Source organism: Stenotrophomonas sp. BIGb0135, assembly GCF_024810105.1.
Classification (GTDB): Bacteria; Pseudomonadota; Gammaproteobacteria; order Xanthomonadales; family Xanthomonadaceae; genus Stenotrophomonas; species Stenotrophomonas maltophilia_AB.
Genome location: NZ_JANUDX010000009.1, coordinates 145,867 through 167,784, shown reverse-complemented (window position 1 = coordinate 167,784; position 21,918 = coordinate 145,867). Strand labels below are relative to the sequence as shown.

The 21,918-nt window shown below is 65.8% G+C and carries 22 protein-coding genes; 13 read left to right on the top strand and 9 right to left on the bottom strand.

Annotated elements, in window-relative coordinates:
- Positions 1-21: 21 nt before the first annotated feature.
- The 5 genes from trpD to M2421_RS16925 all read right to left on the bottom strand — a co-directional run bounded on the left by trpD (position 22) and on the right by M2421_RS16925 (position 6,527).
- The gene (gene trpD / locus M2421_RS16945; protein WP_259208938.1) at positions 22-1,059 is read right to left on the bottom strand and encodes an anthranilate phosphoribosyltransferase; all 1,038 of its coding nucleotides are present in this window, start codon (positions 1,057-1,059) and stop codon (positions 22-24) included.
- Between the two features lie 35 nt (positions 1,060-1,094).
- The gene (locus M2421_RS16940) at positions 1,095-1,673 is read right to left on the bottom strand and encodes an aminodeoxychorismate/anthranilate synthase component II (RefSeq protein WP_259208936.1); all 579 of its coding nucleotides are present in this window, start codon (positions 1,671-1,673) and stop codon (positions 1,095-1,097) included.
- 2 nt (positions 1,674-1,675) lie between these two features.
- Entirely contained in the window at positions 1,676-2,458 is a 783-nt protein-coding gene (locus tag M2421_RS16935) for an SIMPL domain-containing protein (RefSeq protein WP_259208933.1), read from the bottom strand.
- Between the two features lie 60 nt (positions 2,459-2,518).
- Positions 2,519-3,994: an anthranilate synthase component I gene (trpE, locus tag M2421_RS16930; protein ID WP_259208931.1), complete on the bottom strand. Its 1,476-nt coding sequence runs from the start codon at positions 3,992-3,994 to the stop codon at positions 2,519-2,521.
- A gap of 178 nt (positions 3,995-4,172) precedes the next feature.
- Positions 4,173-6,527: an XVIPCD domain-containing protein gene (locus M2421_RS16925; RefSeq protein ID WP_259208929.1), complete on the bottom strand. Its 2,355-nt coding sequence runs from the start codon at positions 6,525-6,527 to the stop codon at positions 4,173-4,175.
- Positions 6,528-6,636: 109 nt separating this feature from the next.
- Between M2421_RS16925 and M2421_RS16920 the strand changes: the two genes are divergently transcribed.
- From M2421_RS16920 to M2421_RS16900, 5 genes are read left to right on the top strand one after another with little or no spacing between them, the layout of a single operon-like run.
- Positions 6,637-7,503 (top strand): ankyrin repeat domain-containing protein, encoded by an 867-nt coding sequence (locus M2421_RS16920; RefSeq protein ID WP_259208927.1) that lies wholly within the window; start codon positions 6,637-6,639, stop codon positions 7,501-7,503.
- 35 nt (positions 7,504-7,538) lie between these two features.
- On the top strand, positions 7,539-8,387 hold the full coding sequence (locus M2421_RS16915) for an ankyrin repeat domain-containing protein (protein WP_259208925.1): 849 nt from the start codon (positions 7,539-7,541) through the stop codon (positions 8,385-8,387).
- 45 nt (positions 8,388-8,432) lie between these two features.
- Entirely contained in the window at positions 8,433-9,269 is an 837-nt protein-coding gene (locus M2421_RS16910; protein WP_259208923.1) for an ankyrin repeat domain-containing protein, read from the top strand.
- A 36-nt stretch (positions 9,270-9,305) separates the two neighbouring features.
- Positions 9,306-10,151 (top strand): ankyrin repeat domain-containing protein, encoded by an 846-nt coding sequence (locus M2421_RS16905; protein ID WP_259208922.1) that lies wholly within the window; start codon positions 9,306-9,308, stop codon positions 10,149-10,151.
- A 36-nt stretch (positions 10,152-10,187) separates the two neighbouring features.
- On the top strand, positions 10,188-11,033 hold the full coding sequence (locus M2421_RS16900; RefSeq protein WP_259208920.1) for an ankyrin repeat domain-containing protein: 846 nt from the start codon (positions 10,188-10,190) through the stop codon (positions 11,031-11,033).
- Positions 11,034-11,064: 31 nt separating this feature from the next.
- Here the strand turns inward: M2421_RS16900 and yegS are convergent, their stop codons facing one another.
- The 4 genes from yegS to M2421_RS16880 form a co-directional block, all read right to left on the bottom strand.
- A complete protein-coding gene (gene yegS / locus M2421_RS16895; RefSeq protein ID WP_259208917.1) occupies positions 11,065-11,994 on the bottom strand; it encodes a lipid kinase YegS in 930 nt (309 codons plus the stop codon).
- A 228-nt stretch (positions 11,995-12,222) separates the two neighbouring features.
- Positions 12,223-12,705 (bottom strand): GNAT family N-acetyltransferase, encoded by a 483-nt coding sequence (locus tag M2421_RS16890; RefSeq protein WP_259208978.1) that lies wholly within the window; start codon positions 12,703-12,705, stop codon positions 12,223-12,225.
- Between the two features lie 9 nt (positions 12,706-12,714).
- Positions 12,715-13,392 (bottom strand): ribulose-phosphate 3-epimerase, encoded by a 678-nt coding sequence (rpe, locus tag M2421_RS16885; RefSeq protein ID WP_259208915.1) that lies wholly within the window; start codon positions 13,390-13,392, stop codon positions 12,715-12,717.
- 41 nt (positions 13,393-13,433) lie between these two features.
- Positions 13,434-13,763 (bottom strand): DnaJ domain-containing protein, encoded by a 330-nt coding sequence (locus M2421_RS16880; protein ID WP_259208912.1) that lies wholly within the window; start codon positions 13,761-13,763, stop codon positions 13,434-13,436.
- A gap of 143 nt (positions 13,764-13,906) precedes the next feature.
- Between M2421_RS16880 and M2421_RS16875 the strand changes: the two genes are divergently transcribed.
- From M2421_RS16875 to M2421_RS16840, 8 genes are all read left to right on the top strand, one after another.
- Positions 13,907-14,833 (top strand): phosphoribosylaminoimidazolesuccinocarboxamide synthase, encoded by a 927-nt coding sequence (locus M2421_RS16875; protein WP_259208908.1) that lies wholly within the window; start codon positions 13,907-13,909, stop codon positions 14,831-14,833.
- Between the two features lie 252 nt (positions 14,834-15,085).
- Entirely contained in the window at positions 15,086-15,568 is a 483-nt protein-coding gene (locus M2421_RS16870; protein WP_259208907.1) for an Mpo1-like protein, read from the top strand.
- A 366-nt stretch (positions 15,569-15,934) separates the two neighbouring features.
- On the top strand, positions 15,935-18,763 hold the full coding sequence (locus M2421_RS16865) for a monovalent cation/H+ antiporter subunit A (protein WP_259208905.1): 2,829 nt from the start codon (positions 15,935-15,937) through the stop codon (positions 18,761-18,763).
- Positions 18,763-19,152, top strand: a complete 390-nt coding sequence (locus tag M2421_RS16860; protein ID WP_259208902.1) for a Na+/H+ antiporter subunit C — start codon at positions 18,763-18,765, stop codon at positions 19,150-19,152. Before M2421_RS16865 ends, M2421_RS16860 begins: the two co-directional genes overlap by 1 nt.
- Complete coding sequence (locus M2421_RS16855; protein ID WP_259208900.1) at positions 19,149-20,684, top strand: monovalent cation/H+ antiporter subunit D; 1,536 nt, start codon at positions 19,149-19,151, stop codon at positions 20,682-20,684. The genes M2421_RS16860 and M2421_RS16855 overlap by 4 nt, the downstream gene beginning before the upstream one ends.
- Positions 20,681-21,187, top strand: coding sequence for a Na+/H+ antiporter subunit E (locus tag M2421_RS16850; RefSeq protein ID WP_259208897.1), 507 nt, complete (start codon positions 20,681-20,683; stop codon positions 21,185-21,187). Before M2421_RS16855 ends, M2421_RS16850 begins: the two co-directional genes overlap by 4 nt.
- Complete coding sequence (locus tag M2421_RS16845; RefSeq protein ID WP_038685776.1) at positions 21,184-21,468, top strand: K+/H+ antiporter subunit F; 285 nt, start codon at positions 21,184-21,186, stop codon at positions 21,466-21,468. The genes M2421_RS16850 and M2421_RS16845 overlap by 4 nt, the downstream gene beginning before the upstream one ends.
- Positions 21,465-21,842, top strand: coding sequence for a Na+/H+ antiporter subunit G (locus M2421_RS16840; protein WP_259208891.1), 378 nt, complete (start codon positions 21,465-21,467; stop codon positions 21,840-21,842). Before M2421_RS16845 ends, M2421_RS16840 begins: the two co-directional genes overlap by 4 nt.
- Positions 21,843-21,918: the final 76 nt, after the last annotated feature.

Here is a 21,918-nt window from a genome sequence, read left to right as displayed (position 1 = left end):
GTGAAGCGTGAAATCGCCGGCTCAGCTGCCGGCGGCGATGCGCTGGGTGGCGGCCACGTACTGCGCCATGCGCGCGCGCGCGCCGCCGTCGGCAATGGCCGCGCGGGCGCGGGCCAGCCCATCGGCGATGCTGTCGGCCACGCCGGCCACGTACAGTGCCGCGCCGGCGTTGAGGGCCACGATGTCCAGCGCCGGGCCGGGCTGGTTGTCGAGCACCCCACGCAGCATCGCGATGGATTCCTCGGGGTTGGCCACCTTGAGGTTGCGACTGGCCGACATGGCGATCCCGAAGTCCTCCGGGTGGATTTCGTACTCGCGCACCTTGCCGTCGCGCAGCTCGCCCACCAGGGTGCCGGCGCCGAGCGAGATCTCGTCCATGTTGTCGCGCCCCCACACCACCAGCGCGCGCTCGGCGCCCAGTTCGCGCAGCACGCGCGCCTGGATGCCGACCAGGTCCGGGTGGAACACGCCCATCAGCACGTTGGTGGCGCCCACCGGGTTGGTCAGCGGGCCGAGGATGTTGAAGATGGTGCGCACGCCCATCTCGCGGCGGACCGGAGCGACCACCTTCATCGCCGGGTGATGCATCGGCGCGAACATGAAGCCGATCCCGGTCTCGGTGATCGCCCGCGCCACCTGTTCCGGGCGCAGGTCGATGACCGCCCCCAATGCCTCCACCGCATCGGCGCTGCCGGACTTGGAGGACACGCTGCGGTTGCCATGCTTGGCTACCTTGGCCCCCGCCGCGGCCACCACGAACATCGCGCAGGTGGAAATATTGAAGGTATGCGAGCCGTCGCCACCGGTGCCGACGATGTCGACCAGATGGGCCTTGTCCTCGACCGGCACCGCCAGCGCCAGCTCACGCATCACCGTGGCCGCACCGGCGATCTCGCCCACGGTTTCCTTCTTGACCCGCAGGCCGGTGAGGATCGCGGCGGTCATTACCGGCGACACCTCGCCGCGCATCACCTGGCGCATCAGGTCGACCATTTCGTCGAAGAAGATCTCGCGGTGCTCGATGGTGCGCTGCAGGGCTTCCTGGGGGGAGAAGGTCATGCGGGGGGTCCTTTGCGATGCGGGTGCGGCGCCGATCAGCGCTGCAGGAAGTTCTTCAGCAGGGCGTGGCCGTGCTCGGTGAGGATCGATTCGGGATGGAACTGCACGCCTTCGACCGGGTACTCGCGATGGCGAAGGCCCATGATTTCTTCGATGGTGCCGTCCGCGTTTTCGGTCCAGGCGGTCACTTCCAGGCACGCCGGCAGCGTGGTCTTGTCCACCACCAGCGAGTGGTAACGCGTGGCCTGGTAGCGGTCCGGCAGGCCGGCGAAGACGCCCTTGCCTTCATGCCGGATCGCCGAGGTCTTGCCGTGCATGATGGTGCCCGCGCGGATCACATCGCCGCCGTAGACCTGGCCGATGCCCTGGTGGCCCAGGCACACGCCGAGGATGGGCGTGCTCGGGCCGAGCCGGCGGATCAGCTCCAGCGACACGCCCGCTTCGTTGGGCGTGCACGGGCCGGGCGAGATCACGATGCGCTCGGGGGCGAGCGCGGCGATCTCGTCGACGCTCAGGGCGTCGTTGCGCACCACCTTGACCTCGGCGCCCAGCGTCTGCAGGTACTGCACGAGGTTGTAGGTGAAGCTGTCGTAGTTGTCGAGCATCAACAACATGGTCAGGGTCCGTCTTGGATGAGGAAAATGGCGTACACGTTTTCGGTGTACGTGATGGGTGCAGCCGTCAGCAGCTCGCCAGCCGACGGCGCGCGGCGCGTCCCGGTCACGACCATCTTGTCCAGCGTTGCGCTTTCTCCGCCGTCGCCGAAGCGATCCCGACCGGGCGTGCCCCAGGTACCGGCCTGCACGCCATAAGCGAAGTTCGGTGCGACGTCGGAAATGGTGTACAGGCCGGTGATCTTCGTGCCGTATGCGCCCGCCAGGCCCTTGGCCGATTCGCGCGTCTGCGCGGCGGCCTCGGCCTTGAGTTCGCCACGCAGGCGGCTTTCACCCGAATACGTGGGCTCAGCGGTACTGACCTGCACTTCGCGGCTGGCCTTCAGATCGCCGAGGAAGGCTTTCAGCGCCTGCGCGTCGGGGAATTCGGCCTTCAGGTCGCGCCGGGCGGCGGTGCCGTTGAACACTTCCTCATCGTTGCGATAGCGCGTGGACGGGGCAATGCTCAGGTTGTCAGCGCGCACGGTGCCGTCGATGGCGCCGTGCTGGGCGAACAACTGCAGCACGCGTTCGGCGTTGGCCTGCACGCGGGCGCGGGCGGTCTCGGTCTGCATATCGACCGATTCCAGCGCCACCTTTACCGTGAAGCGGTCCGGCATCACCGTGCGCGTGGCGCTGCCCTTGACCAGCAGGTGCGGCTGCGAGGGGATGGTATTGGCCTGGCCCCACGCGGGTGCGACAGCGGCCAACGTGGTCGACAACAGCAATGCGCTCAGCAGCTTCATGCGGTATTCCTTGTCTGGGTGGTGCAGCGAACGCCGTGGCACGCGCCACGGCAGGAAAACTCACAGGCCCTTGGCCGCCTGGGCGACGGCACGGAACAACGCGCGGCCCTTGTTCATCGTCTCGTCCCATTCCTTGCCCGGATCGGAGTCGTAGACGATGCCGGCACCGGCCTGCACGTGCAGGCGGCCGTCCTTGATGACGGCGGTGCGGATGGCGATCGCGGTGTCGGCATCGCCATGCCAGCCGATGTAGCCGATGCTGCCGGCGTAGACGTTGCGCTTGATCGGCTCCAGCTCGCGGATCACTTCCAGCGCGCGGATCTTCGGCGCGCCGCTGACGGTGCCGGCCGGGAACGTCGCGCGCAGCACGTCGGCATAACTCAGGCCGGGCTGCAGTTGCCCGGTCACTTCGCTGACGATGTGCATGACGTGGCTGTAGCGTTCGATCACGAACTGTTCGCCCACTTCCACCGTGCCCGCCTTGGACACGCGACCGGCGTCATTGCGCCCGAGGTCGATCAGCATCAGGTGCTCGGCGCGCTCCTTGGGATCGGCCAGCAGTTCGGCTTCCAGCGCGTTGTCCTCCTCCACCGTCGCCCCGCGTGGGCGGGTGCCGGCGATCGGGCGCACGGTGACTTCCCCGTCCTGCAGGCGCACCAGGATTTCCGGCGAGGAGCCGACCACCTGCACATCGCCGGTATCCAGGAAATACATGTATGGCGAGGGGTTCAGGGCGCGCAGGGCGCGGTACACGTCCACCGGGCGCGCCTTGAACGGCACGCTCAGGCGCTGGCTCAGTACCACCTGGAAGATGTCGCCGGCGCGGATGTATTCCTTGGACTTGTCGACCGCGGCGATGAAGCCTTCGCGGGTGAAGCCGGAGACGAAGTCGTTCTCGTCCAGCACGTCGCGGGTGATCGGCGCGGGGTAGCCGGCACCCGGTGCCCGCAGCTTGGCCACCAGTGCGTCCAGCTTGGCCTGGGCCTGGTCCCACGCCCCGGCTTCACCGGGGTCGGCGTGCACGATCAGGTACAGGCGGCCCTTGAGGTTGTCGAACACCGCCAGTTCTTCGGAGTGCAGCAGCAGGATGTCCGGCGTGCCCAGCTCGTCGCGGCCACGCGGCGGCGCCAGGCGCGGCTCGATGTAGCCGATGCACTCGAATCCGAACCAGCCCACCAGGCCGCCGGTAAAGCCGGGCAGACCGGCCAGCTTGGGCACCGAGTGGGCGCTGCGCAGCGCCTCGACCTCGGCGAACGGGTCGGCCACCTCACGGGTCTCCACCACCTGGCCGGACTCGCTGACGGTCAGCGTATGGCCGTGGAAGGCATACACCCGGCGCGCCGGCAGGCCGATGATCGAATAGCGCCCGAAGCGTTCTCCGCCCTCGACCGATTCAAACAGATAGGTATGTGGGCCGTCGGCGAGCTTCAGATAGACCGAAAGCGGCGTGTCCAGGTCGGACAGCACTTCGCGGACGACGGGGATGCGGGTGTGGCCTTCAGCGGCCTGCTGCTGGAACTGCTCGAACGTGATCAAGACGACTTTCCTTCCGGGAAACGGCGGTGGCGGGACGGACGACGGCAACAGGCCACCATCGCCACCAGCGGCGAGCGGAAGAAAGGGTATGCGGGGTCGTCAGAATGGACACCCGCTGACTGTACCGCACTGACCCGCGTGGGGAAACCCCGCCCGGCCCGGCGCGGCGGGCCCGCACTCAGCCCATGGCGCGGCCGTCGGGCCGCTGCTCGGCCCCCATCTGCGGTCCATTGGCTGCCTGCGCGCGTTGCCGATCCACCTCGGCAGCCTGCTCGGTGCTCACGGCCAGAGGCTGCTGGCGGCCGCCAACCACATCGACATAGGCCGCATGCCGGTCCGGCGCGGCCAGGTCCAGGGTGTCCACCGCCGCGGCGAGGCGCTGGTCCTTGCTCAGCACCACCTGTGCGATCGACTGCAGCCCCTCCTGCTTGGCCTTGGCCGCCAGCGCGCCGGCCAGCTGGTCGCTGTAGATATCCGGCGTATGCCCGACGCTGGCGTCGATCCCATGCACACCGGCCTGCGCCGCCTTGAACAGGTGGAAGTCGGCATTGGCCGGGTGGTTGATGCCGACCGCCGGCGCGTTGAGCGGCGGCGGCTTGGGCGTATCGCCTTCCTGCAGCCTGTCCTGGTCAGCGCGGAGCAGCGTGCGTGCAGCGGCCTCCTGCCGGGCGATTTCGGCGTCGAGGCTGGGGATGACGGTTTCGTCCATGCCGTGGCGCGCCATGGATTCGCTGAAGGATCTGCCGATCTTTCGTGCGAACTGTGCGGTGTCTTCCAGGTTCTTTACGTTCTCCGGCGCGACATAGGTCGGCGAGTGGCGCGCCGCCACGCTGGCCGTCGCTGCCACCAGCCCGGCAGTGCCTGCCATGACCGCAGGTGCATCCTCCGTAATGCCCCTGACCTTCTGACTTCCCCAGTGGTAGCCCTGTTCCACGAACGCCGCTGATCTGGCCGACGCGTCGCTCATTGCCTCTGACGCCGCCTCGCCCGTCCGCCTGATCGCCTCGGCACCACGACTGCCCGCCGCGCGGGTTTCCTCCGCCTGTGCCGCTCCGCGCTGCATCACCTGGTCAGCCTTCGCATCCTGGGACGCAGCGAACTGATCGGCCCCGTGCCGCAGGTGCTTCGCCGCCGCGTCCAGCCCGACCAGTTCGGCCCCTCTGGAGAGTGCTCCGGCGTACTTCCCGGCCAGGTAGCCGTCGACGCGATGGGCCGTGCTTTCCACCAGCGCCTTCAGCTCCTGCCCCTTCGCAATCACGGTGGCCGCGCCCTGCACGCCCACCCGCATGCTCTGGGACCCCATGTCCACCGCGTTGCCCGCCAGCACGCTCTGCACGCGCCCGGCCTGCACTGCCATGGCGCCGCTGCGCTCCATCGACGCGGCCACACCGGCACCCACGCGCTCAACGTGCTCGCCCAGCTGTCGCCCGCTACGCATCGCACGCGCGGCATCCACAAGGACGTGGGACAACGGACCAGCAAGCTCGGCCACCTGGCTCGGCGACTCCACCCGTCTGCGGTCGACAACATTTCCCTCCGCATCCAGGGCCTTGGGATCCAGCAGAATCTCCATCTTGCCAGCCGCCACGGGCACGCTACGCAGGGCCTTGGCCCCCTCAGGTGTGGCCAACCGATCGATGAACTGCGCGGCGGCCGTCTGGGCACCGGCGGGGAGTGAAGCCTCCAGCTTTTCCTTGACGATCTCCTTCATCAAGGGCTCTCGCAACAGCATGCTGGTCTCGTTGACCACCACGCCAAAGTCGCGGCGCTGCTGATCGTTCAACCGCTGCCATCCGTTCTGCACGTCGTTGAGCACCTCGCCTGTGACTTGGTAAGTGCTCACCGTGCTCTGTGTATTGAACAGCGGTAGTCCGTTCTCACTTGCGTAGCGTGCAGCGGTTTCCGGGTGAAGACCGGCAGCATTGAAGGTGATGGCACGTACACCGGTGACCGCCGAACCAGCGGAGCCCAAGCCGCCACCGAGGGAGTGCCCGGCTATCTCGAACTTGCCTTTGGTAAATTCGTTGAGCAGCGAGGAGAGATCCATTGCTCGATCGTAGTATTCACTACGCTCACCAGAGCCTTGCTGCCCGTTGTTGAGGAAGTCCTCACCACCGGATTCGCGCCGCCCGAGCGGTGCATTAGGATCAAGGATCATGCCCGTCGATCCCTTGAAAACCAGGACCGGCACTGCCTCTTCACCAAAGACCTTGGGATCGGGAACATAGATCTCCGCTCGAAACCCGGAGTCGTCTGGCCGTAAGGCGGACAGGATCTCTTTACTACTCCAACCAATCCCCATTCTCACAAGGATCTCAGGGTCATCGCTTGCGCGAGTCCATCCCGGGGGAGAGCCATCCTCTCCTGCCGCAGACCTGTACACATCTGCACTCAGCCCAGCTGCCTCGCGTGAGTGATACGTCTCCTGTAGTTTGAGAGCTTCTCTGTAGTGGCCGCCGCTACGAAGTTGCTCAACCAATCGATTCTGTTCTTGAATCGCTCGAATCCGTTCATCCACGCCCATGCCATTCATCGCTAGCTCCTTTGCGCGGCGATAGACCCGACTGAAGCGTCAGACCGATTATCGCCTGACGGGAGACTCTGATAGTGTTCTCCCTCAGAGCCTCAGAATAGGCATAATCGTGCGCATCGAAAGTCAGAAAATTCTTAATCGCACAATTTATTTTGCGGCTTGCGTCGCATTACTCTTTGTCACTGCCTGTGCGAGGCCATCCTCCCATGGCGCGAGTCGCTATTTTTCCGGAAAGGCGCTAGAGCTGGCCATCGCCAGCGAGACCGGCGACGCCAAGGAAATTCGTCGGTTGATGAAGGATGAGGGCGTCAATCCAGACGTCGAGTTTTCCAAACGCGACGGGATACCCCTGCTCGCCTGGCCGCTGCGCGCAGAGAGTGTAGAGGGGCTGCGCGCCATGCTCGAAAACGGCGCCAATCCAAACGCGCGCCAGACCAAGCAACTGCAGACAAGGATGTACCGTCAGAACAACGCCATGGTCTACGCAGCCAAGATGGAAGATCCACGCTATTTGAGTCTTCTTCTGGACCACGGTGGAGATCCAAACACCCGCAATAGCAACAACGAAACGCTCCTCTTCCAGGCTTTCATCAGCGGCAATCAATGGCAGAACATCCAACGTCTGATCGAGGGCGGCGCCGATGTGAACCTGGCGAACAGGTACCGGGATGACACCGTACTCAGCTGGTACACCAAGCGTGGCGGATTCAAACACGCCTACTGGCTGCTGGAACACGGGGCGGACCCCACCATCAAGGCAGGGCTGTTCAGCGATCCCGTCGAGTCACAGAGACAACTGATGGTCGAAGCCATCTACTGGGAAATCACCTCGCCGGACCTGCTGCCCTGGCAGAAAAAATGCCAAGAGTGGCTGATTGCACGCAACATCCCCAGGCCGCCCATGCCCGAGCACATCCGCAGGAAGCGCGAGGCGTTCAAGTTCCCCAGCAAGGAAGAAGACATCCCACTGCTGTGACCCAGCCGCACGCTCCAAGGAAGGATCCCAGAACAATGCGCAGCATGCTCATCTACCTATTGACGTTCGCCCTTCTTGGCCCGCTGGCTGGGTGTACGTCATCCTCCTCGCATGGAGCTGGTCGTTACTTCGAGGGAAAGGCACTGGAGCTTGCCATCGCCAGCGAAACCGGCGACGCGAATGGGATTCGGCGGTTGATCAAGGAAGAGGGGGTCAATCCGGACGTCGAATTCTCAGCGCGCGACGGGATTCCCCTGGTGGCGTGGCCACTGCGCGCGGAACGTCTGGATGGTTTGCGCGCCCTTCTGGACAACGGTGCCGATCCCAATGCCCGCCAAGTGAGACGGATGAACGGCAGGGAGATCCATTTCAACAATGCGATGGTATATGCAGCGAAGATGAATGATCCGCGATTCCTGGACATGCTCCTGAAGCAGGGCGGGGATCCGAACACACGAAATTCTGCAAATGAAACGCTGATGCTGCAGGCATTTTTGAGTGGAAATCAGTGGAAGAACATCCAGACGCTGGTGCAGCATGGCGCAAAAATCAACGCGTCCAGTCTAAGCAGGGGTGATGACACCGTGCTGAGCTGGTATACGGGCCGAGGCGGTTTCGATGCTGCCTATTGGCTGCTTCAGCATGGGGCTGACCCGACGATTTCGTCGCGCCCTCCGCCCGGGTCTGGCGCCCCGGCACGCCAGATGATGGTTGAAGACATCTACTGGGAAATCACCTCGCCCGACCTGCTGCCCTGGCAAAAAAAATGCCAGCAATGGCTGATCGCACGCAATATCCCCAGGCCGCCCATGCCCGAGCACATCCGCAGGAAGCGCGAGGCGTTCAATTTCCCCAGCAAGGAAGAAGACATCCCGCTGCTGTGACCCAGCCGCACGCTTTCAAGGACGGATCCCAAGCCAATGCGTAGCATGCTCATCCACCTGTTGACCTTCGCCCTTCTTGGACCGCTGGCGGGGTGCTCGTCAGCCTCCTCGCATGGCGCTGACCGCTATTTCGAGGGAAAAGCCCTCGATCTGGCCATCGCCAGCGAAACGGGAGACGCCGGGGAGATACGGCGACTCATGAAAGACGAGGGCGTGGATCCCGACGTAGCGTTTTCAAAGCGCGAAGGTATTCCGTTGCTCGCCTGGCCGCTACGCACACAGAGTCTTGAAGGCTTGCGCGCGATGCTGGAAAGCGGCGCAGACCCGAACGCGCGTCGGGTAAGGCAACTGCAAGGAAAGCCATACCGCGATGACAATGCCATGGTGTATGCGGCCCAGCTGAAAGACCCGCGCTACCTCCGCCTCCTTTTGGAGCACGGCGGAGACCCCAATACCCGCAATGCTGACAACGAAACCCTGCTCTTCCAGGCCTTCATCAGCGGCAACCAATGGCAGAACGTCCAGTTGCTGGTGGACAAGGGAGCCAACGTGAACGAGTCGAATCGAGGCAGTGCGGATACCGTACTGAGCTGGTACACCGGTCGCGGCGGGTTCAAGCAGGCCTACTGGCTGCTTGAACATGGAGCCGATCCCACGCTGATGTACGTTCCGCCCGAGGTGTCCGGAAAACCGACCCGTATGACAATAGCCGAAGATATCTACTGGGAGATCACCTCACCCGATCACCTGCCTTGGCAGAAGAAGTGCCAGCAATGGCTGATCGCCCACGGCGTCTCCCGCCCCCCGATGCCTAGCGGCATCCGCGCGAAGCGCGAAGCCTTCAACTTCCCCAGCAAGGAAGAAGACGTCCCGCTGCTGTGACCCAGCCGAACGCTGTCAAGAAAGGACTCCACCCCAATGCGCGGCATACTCGTCTTCCTCTTTGCCCTGGCGTTGCCTGGTTCACTTGTTGGATGCAAGCCAACATCCTCGCACGGCGCTGCCCGCTACTTCGAGGGAAAGGCGCTTGAGCTGGCCATCGCCAGCGAGACCGGCGACGCCAAGGAAATTCGTCGGTTGATGAAGGGTGAGGGCGTCAATCCAGACGTCGAGTTTTCCAAACGCGACGGGATACCCCTGCTCGCCTGGCCGCTGCGCGCGGAGAGCCTGGACGGACTGCGTGCGATGCTCGATAACGGTGCTGATCCAAACGCGCGTGATGTCAAACAGCTTGAAGGGAAGACATATCGCGACGACAACGCCATGGTCTACGCGGCCAAAGTGGAAGATTCACGCTACCTCAATCTTCTTCTGGCGCATGGCGGAGACCCCAACACCCGCAATGCTGACAACGGCACGCTTCTGTTCCAGGCCTTCATCAGCGGAAATCAATGGCAGAACGTGCAGCTGTTGATCGAGAAGGGGGCAGATATCAACCTCGGGAACCTCGCCGTTGATGACACCGTACTCAGCTGGTATACCAAGCGTGGTGGTTTCAAGCATGCATACTGGCTGCTGGAGCACGGCGCCGATCCCACCATCAAGGCGGCGTACTTTCCCGACCCGGTTGCCTCCCAGCGACAGCTGATGGTCGAGGCCATCTACTGGGAAATCACCTCGCCGGACCTGCTGCCCTGGCAGAAAAAATGTCAGCAATGGCTGATGGCACGCAACATCCCCAGGCCGCCCATGCCCGAGCACATCCGCAGGAAGCGCGAAGCCTTCAACTTCCCCAGCAAGGAAGAAGACATACCGCTGCTGTGACCCAGCGGCACGCTTAAAAGGAAGGATCCCAAGCCAATGCGCATCACGCTCACCTGCCTGCTGACGTTTGCCCTTCTTGCCCCACTGGCGGGGTGCTCGTCATCCTCCTCGCATGGCGCTGATCGCTACTTCGAGGGAAAGGCACTGGATCTGGCCATCGCCAGCGAAACGGGAGACGCCCAGGAGATACGGCGACTCATGAAAGACGAGGGCGTGGATCCCGACGTAGCGTTTTCAAAGCGCGGGGGCATCCCGTTACTCGCCTGGCCGCTACGCGCACAGAGTCTTGAAGGCTTGCGCGCGATGCTGGAGAGCGGCGCGGACCCGAACGCGCGACGCGTAAGGCAACTGCAAGGAAAGCCATACCGTGACGACAACGCCCTGGTATATGCGGCCCAGATGGAAGATTCGCGTTACTTGGGCCTTCTTCTGGACCACGGCGGAGACCCCAATACCCGCAATGCAGACAACGAAACCCTGCTCTTCCAGGCCTTCATCAGCGGAAACCAATGGCAGAACGTCCAACGCCTGGTCGAGGGCGGCGCCGATGTGAACCTGGCGAACAGGTACCGGGATGACACCGTACTCAGCTGGTACACCAAGCGTGGCGGATTCAAACATGCCTACTGGCTGCTGGAACACGGGGCGGACCCCACCATCAAAGCGGGGCTGTTCAGCGATCCCGTCGAGTCGCAGAGACAACTGATGGTCGAAGCGATCTACTGGGAAATCACCTCGCCCGACCTGCTGCCCTGGCAGAAAAAATGCCAACAGTGGCTGATTGCACGCAACATCCCCAGGCCGCCCATGCCCGAGCACATCCGCAGGAAGCGCGAAGCCTTCAAGTTCCCCAGCAAGGAAGAAGACATCCCGCTGCTGTGACCCGCCTGCCTTGAACGGGCACGCCTTGCAGTCAGCCGCCCAGCAGGTGGCTGCCCGGATGCACATGCATCCGCACCCGCGAGGCCACGCACTCGATCCGGAACTGCCGGGCCTGTACCGGCTCGCCGTCGAGGTTCAGCGTGATCGGAGCCTCGGCATGGATCTCCACCCACGGCGCACGGGTACGCTCGGCAACCTGCTCCAGCGCCCCCTGCTTGCCGCCCTTGAGCAGCGCGCCAATGGTGGAGGCGACTTCGCCGGTGAGTTCGGGGATCACGGTGACATCCAGCAACCCGTCATCGATCACGGCATCCGGGCACAGCACCTGGCCACCCCCGGCCTGTCGGCCGTTGCCGATGCCCAGCGCAATGAAGCCGCCTTCCCAGTCGAAGTCCGGGGTGTGCAGGCGCGCGCGGATCGGGTCGATCCGGCCCAGTCGCGAGATGCCGGTGACCAGGTAGGCCAGCCCGCCGAGCACCTTCTTCAGGCCCTCGTCGGTCTCCACGGTGACTTCGGTGCCGAAGCCGCCGCTGGCCACGTTGGCACACCACCAACGCTTGCCGTCGGCATCGATGTTGAGCAGGTCGATCGGACGGGCGGGATGCTGCTCGATGAGGTCCAGCGCCTCCAACGGATCGACCGGGATGCCGGCCGCGGTGGCGAAGTCGTTGGCGGTGCCCAGCGGTACCAGCCCCAGCGACGGCAGCGCGTCGGCGGGCTCGGGACGGTGCGCGAGGGTCTCGGCCACTTCGCTCAGGGTGCCGTCGCCGCCGGCGGCGATGATGGTGTCCACGCCGTGTTCGATCGCCTCGGCCACGTAGCGCTCGGCATCCCCGTCCTCCCAGGTCACCCGGACCTCCAGCTGCACCCCACGCTCGCGCAGGGCGTGCACGGCTTCGCGCAGGTCCACGTTGCCGGTGGACTTGCCGTTGAGGATCAAACGCCAGTGGGGACTACGCATGCAGCTCGGCCAGGGCAGGGGGAAGCGCAGGCTATCAGCGCGCACCGTGGTGCCCGGTGAACGTCATCAAACGGTCATCGGGCCGCCGGAGAATGGAAGGCCATAGCAGGGACGATGGATGGAGGCAGGATCAGCCTCCAAGTATTCCCAGGGCCGCATCCGTGAGGGTGCGGCCTTTCTTTTGAGCGGCGATGCGCGCAGCCGGGCAACGGTCGGCTCTACGGGTGCTCAGCCTTCGGCGAAGGCCCGCAAGGCCTCACCGTCCATCCGGTAAACCGTCCACTCGCTCTGCGGCTTCGCCCCGGCCGCCTCATAGAACCGGATCGCCGGTTCGTTCCAGTCCAGTACCGACCACTCGAAGCGGCCGCAGCCTTCGACCACGGCGATGCGCGCGATGTGCTGCAGCAGCGCCTTGCCTGCCCCGCTGCCGCGGCTGGCCGGGCTGACGTAGAGGTCTTCGAGGTAGATGCCGTTGCGGCCCAGCCAGGTGGAGTAATTGTAGAAATACACCGCGTAGCCGATGGCCACGCCGTCGGCTTCGCAGATCAGGGCCTGGGCCTTGGCTTCCGGCCCGAACAGGCTGGCGCGGATGCCGGCCTCGTCGGTCTGCACCGAGGACTCGGCCTTTTCATAGATCGCCAGTTCACGGATGAAGCGCAGGATCAGCGCCGCATCGGCGGCGGTGGCCACGCGGATGTTCACAGTGGCCACCGACATGGCTCAGGCCCTCGCCTGGGCGACGTTGTGGCGCATCTGCGCGATCACGTCCTGGTAGCTGGTCTTGGCGTTGAAGATCGCCGAGCCGGCCACGAAGGCGTCGGCACCGGCGGCGGCGATCGCGCCGATGTTGTCGGCCTTCACGCCGCCGTCGATCTCCAGGCGGATGTCCTTGCCGCTGGCATCGATCTTCTTGCGGACCGCACGCAGCTTGTCCAGCGCCGAGGGGATGAAGGCCTGGCCGCCGAAGCCCGGATTGACCGACATGATCAGCACCAGGTCCAGGTCGTCCAGCACCCAGTCCAGGATGTCCACCGGGGTGGCCGGGTTGAGCACCACGCCCGGCTTGCAGCCCAGCGAGCGGATCAGCTGGATGGTGCGGTGCACGTGGTGGGAGGCCTCGGGGTGGAAGCTGATGTAGGTGGCCCCGGCCTCGGCGAAGTCCGGGATGATGCGGTCCACCGGCTCGACCATCAGGTGCACGTCGATCGGCGCGGTCACGCCGTGCTTGCGCAGCGCCTGGCAGACCATCGGGCCGATGGTCAGGTTGGGCACGTAATGGTTGTCCATCACATCGAAGTGCACCCAGTCCGCACCGGCGGCGAGCACGTTGTCCACTTCCTCGCCCAGGCGGGCGAAATCGGCGGACAGGATGGAGGGGGCGATGATGCAGTTGGACATGGCCGGGGCCTTCAGTACTTGGAAAGGGGGCCCGCGCGCGCTCAGCGCTTGCGCAGGGTCTTGATGCGGTCGTAGGCGGCGTTGAGCTGGCGCGACTTGCGCTCGGCCTGCTGGCGCAGCTCCGGGGCGGCGCCGACCACCTTGTCGGGGTGGTACTGGGAGATCAGCCGACGGTAGGCCAGGTCGACCTCGGCATCGGTGGCCTCGGAGGTGAGCCCCAGCTCCCGGTAGGGGTTTTCCTTGTTCAGGCGGAACCAGTCGGCGTCGAAGGCATGCCCGATCAGCAGGCCGACCACGGCACCGAACAGCGGATTGGGCCTGAACAGCAGGGCCCCGGCGATGAATCCGAGCAGTTTTCCGTACCAGCGCATGGTCGTCTGGGCGGCCGTGGCAACAAAGGAGCCCCATTTTACGTCACAGCGGCCCCAACCCGCTTTACACTAGGCCGCCCGCTGTCTGTGCGGGCCCTCAGGGTCCCCTGGACAGCTGTCATGACGAAGCCCCAGGAGTGCCCGTGCCGACCACGTTGTTGCAATCCGATCTCCCCGGCCTGCCCTTGCGCCATCGCGGCAAGGTGCGTGATGTTTTTGACATTCCGCGCGACCGGCTGCCCGCCGGCACTCCGCCGGGGGACTACCTGCTGATGGTCGCGACCGACCGTCTGTCGGCCTTCGACGTGGTGCTGCCCGATCCGATCCCCGGCAAGGGCGAAATGCTCTGCCAGGTCTCGAACTTCTGGTTCGCCAAGACCGCGCACCTGATGCCCAACCACCTGACCGGCATCGACGTGGCCAGCGTGCTGCCCGACGGCGTCGACCCGGCGCTGTACGCCAAGCGCGCGGTGGTCACCCGCAAGCTCAAGCCGGTGCCGGTGGAGGCGATCGCCCGCGGTTACCTGATCGGCAGCGGCTGGAAGGACTACCAGCGCACCGGCAAGGTCAGCGGCATCGACCTGCCCGATGGCCTGCGCCAGGCCGAGCAGCTGCCCGAGCCGATCTTCACCCCGTCGACCAAGGCCGCCGTGGGCGACCATGACGAGAACATCGATTTCGATGCGATGGTCAAGGCGGTGGGCGCGGACCTGGCCGAGCGCGTGCGCGATGCCACCCTGCGCATCTACAAGTTCGCCGCCGACTACGCCCGCGAACGCGGCATCCTGCTGGCCGACACCAAGTTCGAGTTCGGCACCGATGCCGACGGCCGCCTGTACATCATGGACGAGATGCTGACCCCGGACTCCTCGCGCTACTGGCCGGCCGACGAATACGAGGTGGGCACCAGCCCGCCGAGTTACGACAAGCAGTTCGTGCGCGACTACCTGGAGACGCTGGACTGGGGCAAGACCGCCCCGGGCCCGTCCATCCCGGCGGAGATCATCGAGCGCACCCGCGCCAAGTACGCCGAGGCGCTGCAGCGCCTGGCCGGGATCTCGATCGACTGATTCGCCTGCGCCCCCGGCTGTGATGGCAGGGGGTCCCGGCGTAGAGTCGACCGTGGGTCGACTGCCGGGGCCGTGAATCGCCTATCGCGTGCAGCGCGATGGGTATCGTCTGAGCGAGGAGCAGCCGACCAACGGTCGGCTCTACCCGCCGGGGCGGAGCGCGAGGGGGGTCTCGTCTGGGCGAGGAGCAGCCGACCAACGGTCGGCTCTACCCGCCGGGGCGGTATGCTGTGCCGATTCCTGGGAGGGAACATGACCACCACCACCGTTGCGCGCCCGATCGACCGCTACTTCGCCAGCTATTCCGACGATCACCGCAATGCGCTCAACCAGCGCATCCACGTGGTGGCGGTGCCGGCGATCCTGTGGTCGGTGGTGGCGCTGCTGTGGTGCCTGCCGCCGCTGATCACCTGGTTCCAGAACGGGATCTGGGCGGGGTTTGCCATGTTTGCCGCATGGTGTTTCTACAACAAGCTCTCACGCCCACTGGGCATCGGCATGCTGGTGCTGTTGTTCGTGTTCGGCTGCCTGTGCCGCCTGCTGGAGGCCGAAATCGGCCTGCAGAAGTTGTTCTGGCTGGCCATCGGCGTGTTCGTGGTGGCTTGGATCGCCCAGTTCATCGGCCACAAGCATGAGGGGCGCAAGCCGAGTTTCCTCACCGACCTGACCTACCTGCTGATCGGGCCGGCCTGGGTCGTGGCCAAGCTGTATCGCCGGATGGGCGTGCCCTACTGAGGGTGCCGTGCCGCCCACCGGCGGCACACGCGTCATTTTTCCTGAACGAGATGGATGCTCACCGGCACGCGACGCCGGAGCGTCCAGCATGGCCGTGGCCGGGGCTCCGCATGCATCCGGCGTTCATCTTCGTGCTGGCGTTCAGCCCCCGTGGTTGCTGGCTTCGGGGTACACCGAGGGGCCAGATCCGGCAAAGTCCCGCAACCGGTTCCATACGCCCCCATGCGGTCTCGAATGGGGGCGATACGAGGGCTGAAAAAATGAATCACGCACGTTACATGCAATTGGTGGCGTATTCGGGTGTATCGGCAGCAATTGACTGCCTGTTAGACTGAACGACCTGCTCGCGAATCCCGTATTCCCTGCATGAATCCCAGCCTGCTCCTGCTACTTGCCCTGCCCTTCCTGATGGCGGTGGCCGTGGCGTCATTCCGCCGCACCTCCCGCTCCACGGCCGCCTGGTTGGCCGCGGCCGCCCCGTTGGGCGGGCTGGCGTTGTTGGCCACGATGACCCCCGAGGTCCTTGCCGGCAGGGTCGTAAGCAGTTTCGGCCAATGGCTGCCGCAGATCGGGCTGGCCTTCTCGCTGCGCCTGGACGGCCTGGCCTGGATGTTCGCCGGCATGGTGCTGGCGATCGGCGCGCTGGTGGTGATGTACGCGCACTACTACCTCAGCCCGCGCGACAGCGCCCATCGCTTCTACTGCTACCTGCTGCTGTTCATGGGCGCCATGCTGGGCATGGTGCTGTCGGGCAACCTGTTGCTGCTGATGGTGTTCTGGGAAATGACCAGCATCAGCTCGTTCCTGCTGATCGGCTTCTGGTCGCACCGCCAGGACGCCCGCGAAGGCGCGCGGATGGCGCTGGTGGTGACCGGTGGCGGTGGCCTGGCCCTGCTCGGCGGCGTGCTGCTGATCGGCCGCATCGTCGGCAGTTTCGAACTGGACGCGGTGCTGGCCGCGGGTGACACGATCCGGGCCAGTGCGCTCTACCCCTACGCGCTGTTCCTGGTGCTGGCCGGCATCTTCACCAAGAGCGCGCAGTTCCCGTTCCACTTCTGGTTGCCGCAGGCGATGGCCGCGCCGACCCCGGTCTCGGCCTACCTGCACTCGGCCACGATGGTCAAAGCCGGCGTGTTCCTGCTGGCGCGCCTGCATCCGGCCCTGGCCGGTACCGACCTGTTTTTCTACACGGTCAGCGGCATCGGCGCGATCACCCTGCTGATCGGCGCCTGGAACGCGATCTTCCAGCACGACCTCAAGGGCCTGCTGGCGTATTCGACGATCTCCCACCTGGGCCTGATCACGATGCTGTTCGGGCTGTCCACGCCGATGGCGGTGGTGGCCGGCGTGTTCCACATCCTCAACCACGCCACCTTCAAGGCCTCGCTGTTCATGGCAGCGGGCATCATCGACCACGAAACGGGCACCCGCGACATGCGCAAGCTGGGCGGGCTGCGCCGGTTGATGCCGTTCACCAGCACGCTGGCGATCATCGCCTCGCTGGCGATGGCCGGCATCCCGCTGCTCAACGGCTTCCTGTCCAAGGAGATGCTGTTCGCCGAGGCGCTGGACGCCGGCGGCCCGGAAACCATGCGCCTGGCCATGTCCATCGCCGCGCTGCTGGCCGGCGTGTTCGGCGTGGCCTATAGCCTGCGCTTCGTGCACGACACCTTCTTCGGCAAGGGGCCGCACGACCTGGACCGGGTACCGCATGAGCCGCCGCGCTGGATGACGGTGCCGGTGGAAGTGCTGGTGGTGGTGTGCGTGGCGGTCGGGGTGGCGCCGGCGATCACCATTGCCCCGGTGCTGCACGCCGCCGCATCCTCGATCCTGGGCACGGCGATGCCGGCCTACAGCCTGTCGGTGTGGCATGGCTTCAACATGCCGCTGATGATGAGCCTCGCCGGCGTCGTGGGCGGCGTCGCGCTGTACTTCGGGCTGCGCCGCCTGATCGACCTGCATGCGGTGGTGACCCGTGCGATCGGCCGCAACATCTTCCACAGGCAGCTGGACCTGGTGTTCGGCTTCGCCCACCGGCTGACCCAGGCGCTGGCCAACGGCAGCCTGCAGCGCATGCTGATGGCCTTGGTGGTGGTGGCGATCATCGTCGCGCTGGCCCCGTTCGTGGCCAACCCGGGGTCGCCGAACTGGCCGTCGCCGCAACCGCTGCCACTGCTGGGCTGGACCCTGTGGCTGGTGATGATGGCCTGCGCGGTCAGTGCCCTGTTCGTGTACCGGCAGCGCCTGCTGGCGGTGCTGGTGATGGGAGGCGTGGGGCTGATGGTGTCGCTTACCTTCGTCTTCCTGTCCGCCCCGGACCTGGCCCTGACCCAGCTGCTGGTGGAGATGGTCACGCTGGTGTTGATGCTGCTGGGCATGAACTACCTGCCCACCCAGTCGCCGCCGGAGCATTCGCGCTGGCGCAAGCGCCGCGACGCGCTGATCGCGGTGATCGGCGGCGGCGGCCTGGCCGCCCTGGCGTATACGGCGATGACGCTGCCGCCCAATACGATGGCCGGCGAGCTGGTCGCCCGTGCGTTGCCCGAGGCCTATGGCCAGAACGTGGTCAACGTGATCCTGGTCGACTTCCGCGGCTTCGATACCTTCGGCGAGATCACCGTGTTCGGCATCGCCGCGCTGGTGGTGCACGCGATGCTGCGGCGTTCGCGGATGGCGCCGGAGCAGATCATGCCGGGCCCGCCGATCAAGCTGCCGGTGCCGGCCGATCTGGCCCAGATCATGTTCCCGCTCACCCTCACCGTGTCGATCTTCCTGTTCCTGCGCGGCCACAACGCGCCCGGTGGCGGCTTCATCGCCGGCCTGGTGCTGGCCGTGCCGCTGCTGATCCAGTACGTCATCCAGGGCACCACCTCGGTGGAGTCGCGGTTCGGCTTCGACTACATCCGCTGCATCGGTGCCGGCCTGCTGATCGCGATCGTCAGCGGCAGCGCGTCGATGCTGTTCGGGGTGCCGTTCCTGACCAGCGGCCACCTGGACCTGCATATCCCGCTGATCGGCGAGGTCCCGCTGGCCAGCGCGATCGGCTTCGACACCGGCGTGTACCTGGTGGTGTTCGGCGGGGCGATGCTGATCCTGTCGATGATGGGCACGATCAAGCCCTCGCGCACCCGCAACGCCCGCAAGGGCGAGATCGATCCCAACCGTCGTTCGGCAGAAACCGGGGAGATGCACTGATGGAACTGGCCCTGGCAAGCGCGATCGGCATATTGAGCGCGATCGGCATCTACCTGCTGCTGCGTGCGCGCACCTTCGACGTCATCCTTGGCATGACCTTCCTGTCCTATGCCACCAACCTGCTGATCTTCGCCGGTGGGCGCCTGGTAACCGGCAAGGCGCCGGTGCTGCGCGAGGGCATCGACAGCGACCTGGGCAACTACACCGACCCGCTGCCGCAGGCGCTGGTGCTGACGGCGATCGTGATCGCCTTTGCGATGACCGCGGTGAGCATCGTGCTGGCCATGCGCAGCCGCAGCGACAACCATAGCGACCACGTCGACGCGCACGAAGAAGAGGCCGACGACGCCCCCGCCGATACCGCGCCGGGCCGGGAGGGTGGCGCATGAACCATGCGGTGATCCTGCCGATCCTGATTCCGTTGTTCGGCGCGGCCTGTTCGCTGTTCGTCGAGCATCGCCGCTATGGCCCCAGGGTGCAGCGCAGCGTGGCCTGGACCACGCTGACCGCGCTGGCGGCGGCGGTGGCCCTGCTGTTCGCCCAGACTGCCGATGGCAGCATCGCGGTGTACCTGCTGGGCGACTGGCCGGCACGGCTGGGCATCGCGCTGGTGGCCGACCGGCTGTCGGCATGGATGCTGGTCACCACCCTGCTGCTGGCCATCCCGTGCCTGCTGCATGCGTGCTCGGGCTGGGACCGGCGCGCGCCGCACTTCCATGCGCTGTTCCAGTTCCAGCTGGTCGGCCTCAACGGTGCCTTCCTGACCGGCGACATCTTCAACCTGTTCGTGTTCTTCGAGGTGATGCTGATCGCCTCCTACGGCCTGCTGCTCAGTGGCGGGCGCGGCCTGCGCATGCGCATCGGCCTGCATTACGTGGTGTTCAACGTCACCGCCTCGACCCTGTTCCTGATCGCCCTCGGCCTGCTGTATGCCTCGCTGGGGTCGCTCAACATGGCCGAGCTGTCCCAGCGCATCGCCGAGGTGCCGGCCTCGCACCTGGTGCTGGTCAAGGCGACCATGGGCCTGTTGCTGCTGGTGTTCTGCAGCAAGGCGGCGCTGATGCCGTTGTACCTGTGGCTGCCCGAGGCCTATGCGCGCGCGCCGGCCGCGGTGGCCGCGTTGTTCGCGATCATGACCAAGGTCGGCCTGTATGCGGTGCTGCGGGTGAGCACGCTGTGGTTCGGCGAGGGCGCCGGCCCGATGGCCGGCTACGGCAGCGACTGGCTGCTGTGGGCCGGCGTGGCCACCCTGGTGCTGGGCGGGCTGGGCGTGCTGGCCGCCGCGCGCCTGCGGGTGATGATTTCCTACCTGGTGGTGGTGTCGGCGGCGACGCTGTTCATCGCCTTCGCCGTGCGTACCCCGCAGGTGCTGTCGGCGGGGCTGTATTACCTGCCCCACAGCACCTTCGTGGCCGCCGCGCTGTTCCTGATCGCCGACCTGATCCGCCGCCGCCGCGGCGGGGCCAGCGACAGGAAGGAAATCATCGCGCCGATGCCTGGCAAGCAGACGCCCGCCGTGCTGTTCCTGATCGGGGCGGTGGCCGTGGCCGGCCTGCCCCCGCTGTCCGGGTTCCTGGCCAAGGCCGCGCTGCTGGCCGGGATGCCGGCGCAGTACACCGCCGTAGTCTGGACGGTGGTGCTGGGCAGCAGCCTGATGGTGATCGTGGGCCTCACCCGCGGCGGCATCCGCCTGTTCTGGCGCGTGCCGGTGCAGGAAGAAGGCGTACCGCCGCCACGCAAGGCACCGACCCGCACCGTCGAACTGTTCGCCGCCGCGCTGCTGCTCTGCTACGGCATCGCCATGAGCCTGTTCGCCGGCCCGCTGATGCAGCACACCGATGCGATGGCCAACCAGTTGCTGCATCCCGGCGATTATGTCGGCGAGCTGCGCGCCACCCCGCCGGAGATCCGCCAGCCATGACGCGTACGCCTTCGCTGTACAAGCGCCTGATCCCGTCGCCCTCGTTGAGCGTGATGGTGGTGGCGTTCTGGCTGCTGATGTCCGACAGCTTCACCGTCGGCCAGTTCGTGCTGGGCATGCTGCTGGGCCTGGTGGTGCCGCTGTTCGCCGCGCGCCTGGACCGCGAGTTCGCCCGCATCGGCTCCCTGCGCCCGGTGCCCAAGCTGCTGTTCGTGACGCTGTGGGACATCCTGGCATCCAACATCCGCGTGGCCATCCAGGTGCTCGGGCCGGAGCGTCGCATCCACCCCGGCTTCATCTGGCTGCCGCTGGACATCGCCAACATCCACGGCATCGCCGCGCTCACCAGCATGATCACGCTGACCCCGGGCACGGTATCGGCGGCCCTGTCCGACGACCGCCGCTACCTGCTGGTGCACGTGCTGCACCTGGACGACCCGGACGAGCTGATCGCGCAGATCAAACGCCGTTACGAAGCCCCGCTGATGGAGATCTTCCCATGACCGGTTACACCTTCATCCAGACCACCATGGTGGTGTGCATGCACGTGGTCGGGCTGGCCATGCTGCTGGCCACCTGGCGCCTGCTGCGCGGCCCGACCGTGCCCGACCGCATCCTGGCGCTGGACACCCTGTCGGTCACCGCCATTGCCGAGCTGATGCTGTTCGGCATGTACCTCAACTCGGCGGTGTATTTCGAAGCGGCGCTGATCATCGCCATGCTCGGCTTCGGCAGCACCGTGGTGCTGAGCAAGTTCGTGCTGCGCCGGGACATCGTCGAATGATCACCGTCATCCAGATCGTGCTGTCGATCCTGCTGCTGTTCGGCTGCTTCTTCATCCTGGTCGGCGCGCTCGGCCTGGTGAAGCTGTCCACCTTCTTCAAGCGCCTGCACGCACCGACCAAGGCCAGCACGCTCGGCGTGGGCTGTGTGCTGGTCGGCTCGGTCTGCTACCACATCTTCCTGGGCCAGGACCCGCAGCCGCGCGAGCTGTTGATCACCGTGTTCCTGTTCATCACCGCGCCGATCAGCGCGCACATGATGGCCAAGGCAGCGCTGTCGCTGATGATGGAAAAGCGCCCCAGCCTGCCGGGCCATGAGACCGCCAAGGAAGAGCAGTTGCCGCCCCCGCAACCGGACGTCGACCAGGCGCCGTAATGAGGGAGCCGGGTGGAGCCCGGCCCGGGATCGGATACCGGCCAGGAACCACGTAGAGCCGACCGTTGGTCGGCTA

What these genes read in the sequence shown, in the direction of transcription:
- trpD (WP_259208938.1), bottom strand. Translation starts at nt 1,059, where the DNA reads ATGACCTTCTCCCCCCAGGAAGCCCTGCAGCGCACCATCGAGCACCGC.
- M2421_RS16940 (WP_259208936.1), bottom strand. Translation starts at nt 1,673, where the DNA reads ATGTTGTTGATGCTCGACAACTACGACAGCTTCACCTACAACCTCGTG.
- M2421_RS16935 (WP_259208933.1), bottom strand. Translation starts at nt 2,458, where the DNA reads ATGAAGCTGCTGAGCGCATTGCTGTTGTCGACCACGTTGGCCGCTGTC.
- M2421_RS16925 (WP_259208929.1), bottom strand. Translation starts at nt 6,527, where the DNA reads ATGAATGGCATGGGCGTGGATGAACGGATTCGAGCGATTCAAGAACAG.
- M2421_RS16915 (WP_259208925.1), top strand. Translation starts at nt 7,539, where the DNA reads ATGCGCAGCATGCTCATCTACCTATTGACGTTCGCCCTTCTTGGCCCG.
- M2421_RS16910 (WP_259208923.1), top strand. Translation starts at nt 8,433, where the DNA reads ATGCTCATCCACCTGTTGACCTTCGCCCTTCTTGGACCGCTGGCGGGG.
- M2421_RS16905 (WP_259208922.1), top strand. Translation starts at nt 9,306, where the DNA reads ATGCGCGGCATACTCGTCTTCCTCTTTGCCCTGGCGTTGCCTGGTTCA.
- M2421_RS16900 (WP_259208920.1), top strand. Translation starts at nt 10,188, where the DNA reads ATGCGCATCACGCTCACCTGCCTGCTGACGTTTGCCCTTCTTGCCCCA.
- yegS (WP_259208917.1), bottom strand. Translation starts at nt 11,994, where the DNA reads ATGCGTAGTCCCCACTGGCGTTTGATCCTCAACGGCAAGTCCACCGGC.
- rpe (WP_259208915.1), bottom strand. Translation starts at nt 13,392, where the DNA reads ATGTCCAACTGCATCATCGCCCCCTCCATCCTGTCCGCCGATTTCGCC.
- M2421_RS16880 (WP_259208912.1), bottom strand. Translation starts at nt 13,763, where the DNA reads ATGCGCTGGTACGGAAAACTGCTCGGATTCATCGCCGGGGCCCTGCTG.
- M2421_RS16870 (WP_259208907.1), top strand. Translation starts at nt 15,086, where the DNA reads ATGACCACCACCACCGTTGCGCGCCCGATCGACCGCTACTTCGCCAGC.
- M2421_RS16865 (WP_259208905.1), top strand. Translation starts at nt 15,935, where the DNA reads ATGAATCCCAGCCTGCTCCTGCTACTTGCCCTGCCCTTCCTGATGGCG.
- M2421_RS16860 (WP_259208902.1), top strand. Translation starts at nt 18,763, where the DNA reads ATGGAACTGGCCCTGGCAAGCGCGATCGGCATATTGAGCGCGATCGGC.
- M2421_RS16855 (WP_259208900.1), top strand. Translation starts at nt 19,149, where the DNA reads ATGAACCATGCGGTGATCCTGCCGATCCTGATTCCGTTGTTCGGCGCG.
- M2421_RS16850 (WP_259208897.1), top strand. Translation starts at nt 20,681, where the DNA reads ATGACGCGTACGCCTTCGCTGTACAAGCGCCTGATCCCGTCGCCCTCG.
- M2421_RS16845 (WP_038685776.1), top strand. Translation starts at nt 21,184, where the DNA reads ATGACCGGTTACACCTTCATCCAGACCACCATGGTGGTGTGCATGCAC.
- M2421_RS16840 (WP_259208891.1), top strand. Translation starts at nt 21,465, where the DNA reads ATGATCACCGTCATCCAGATCGTGCTGTCGATCCTGCTGCTGTTCGGC.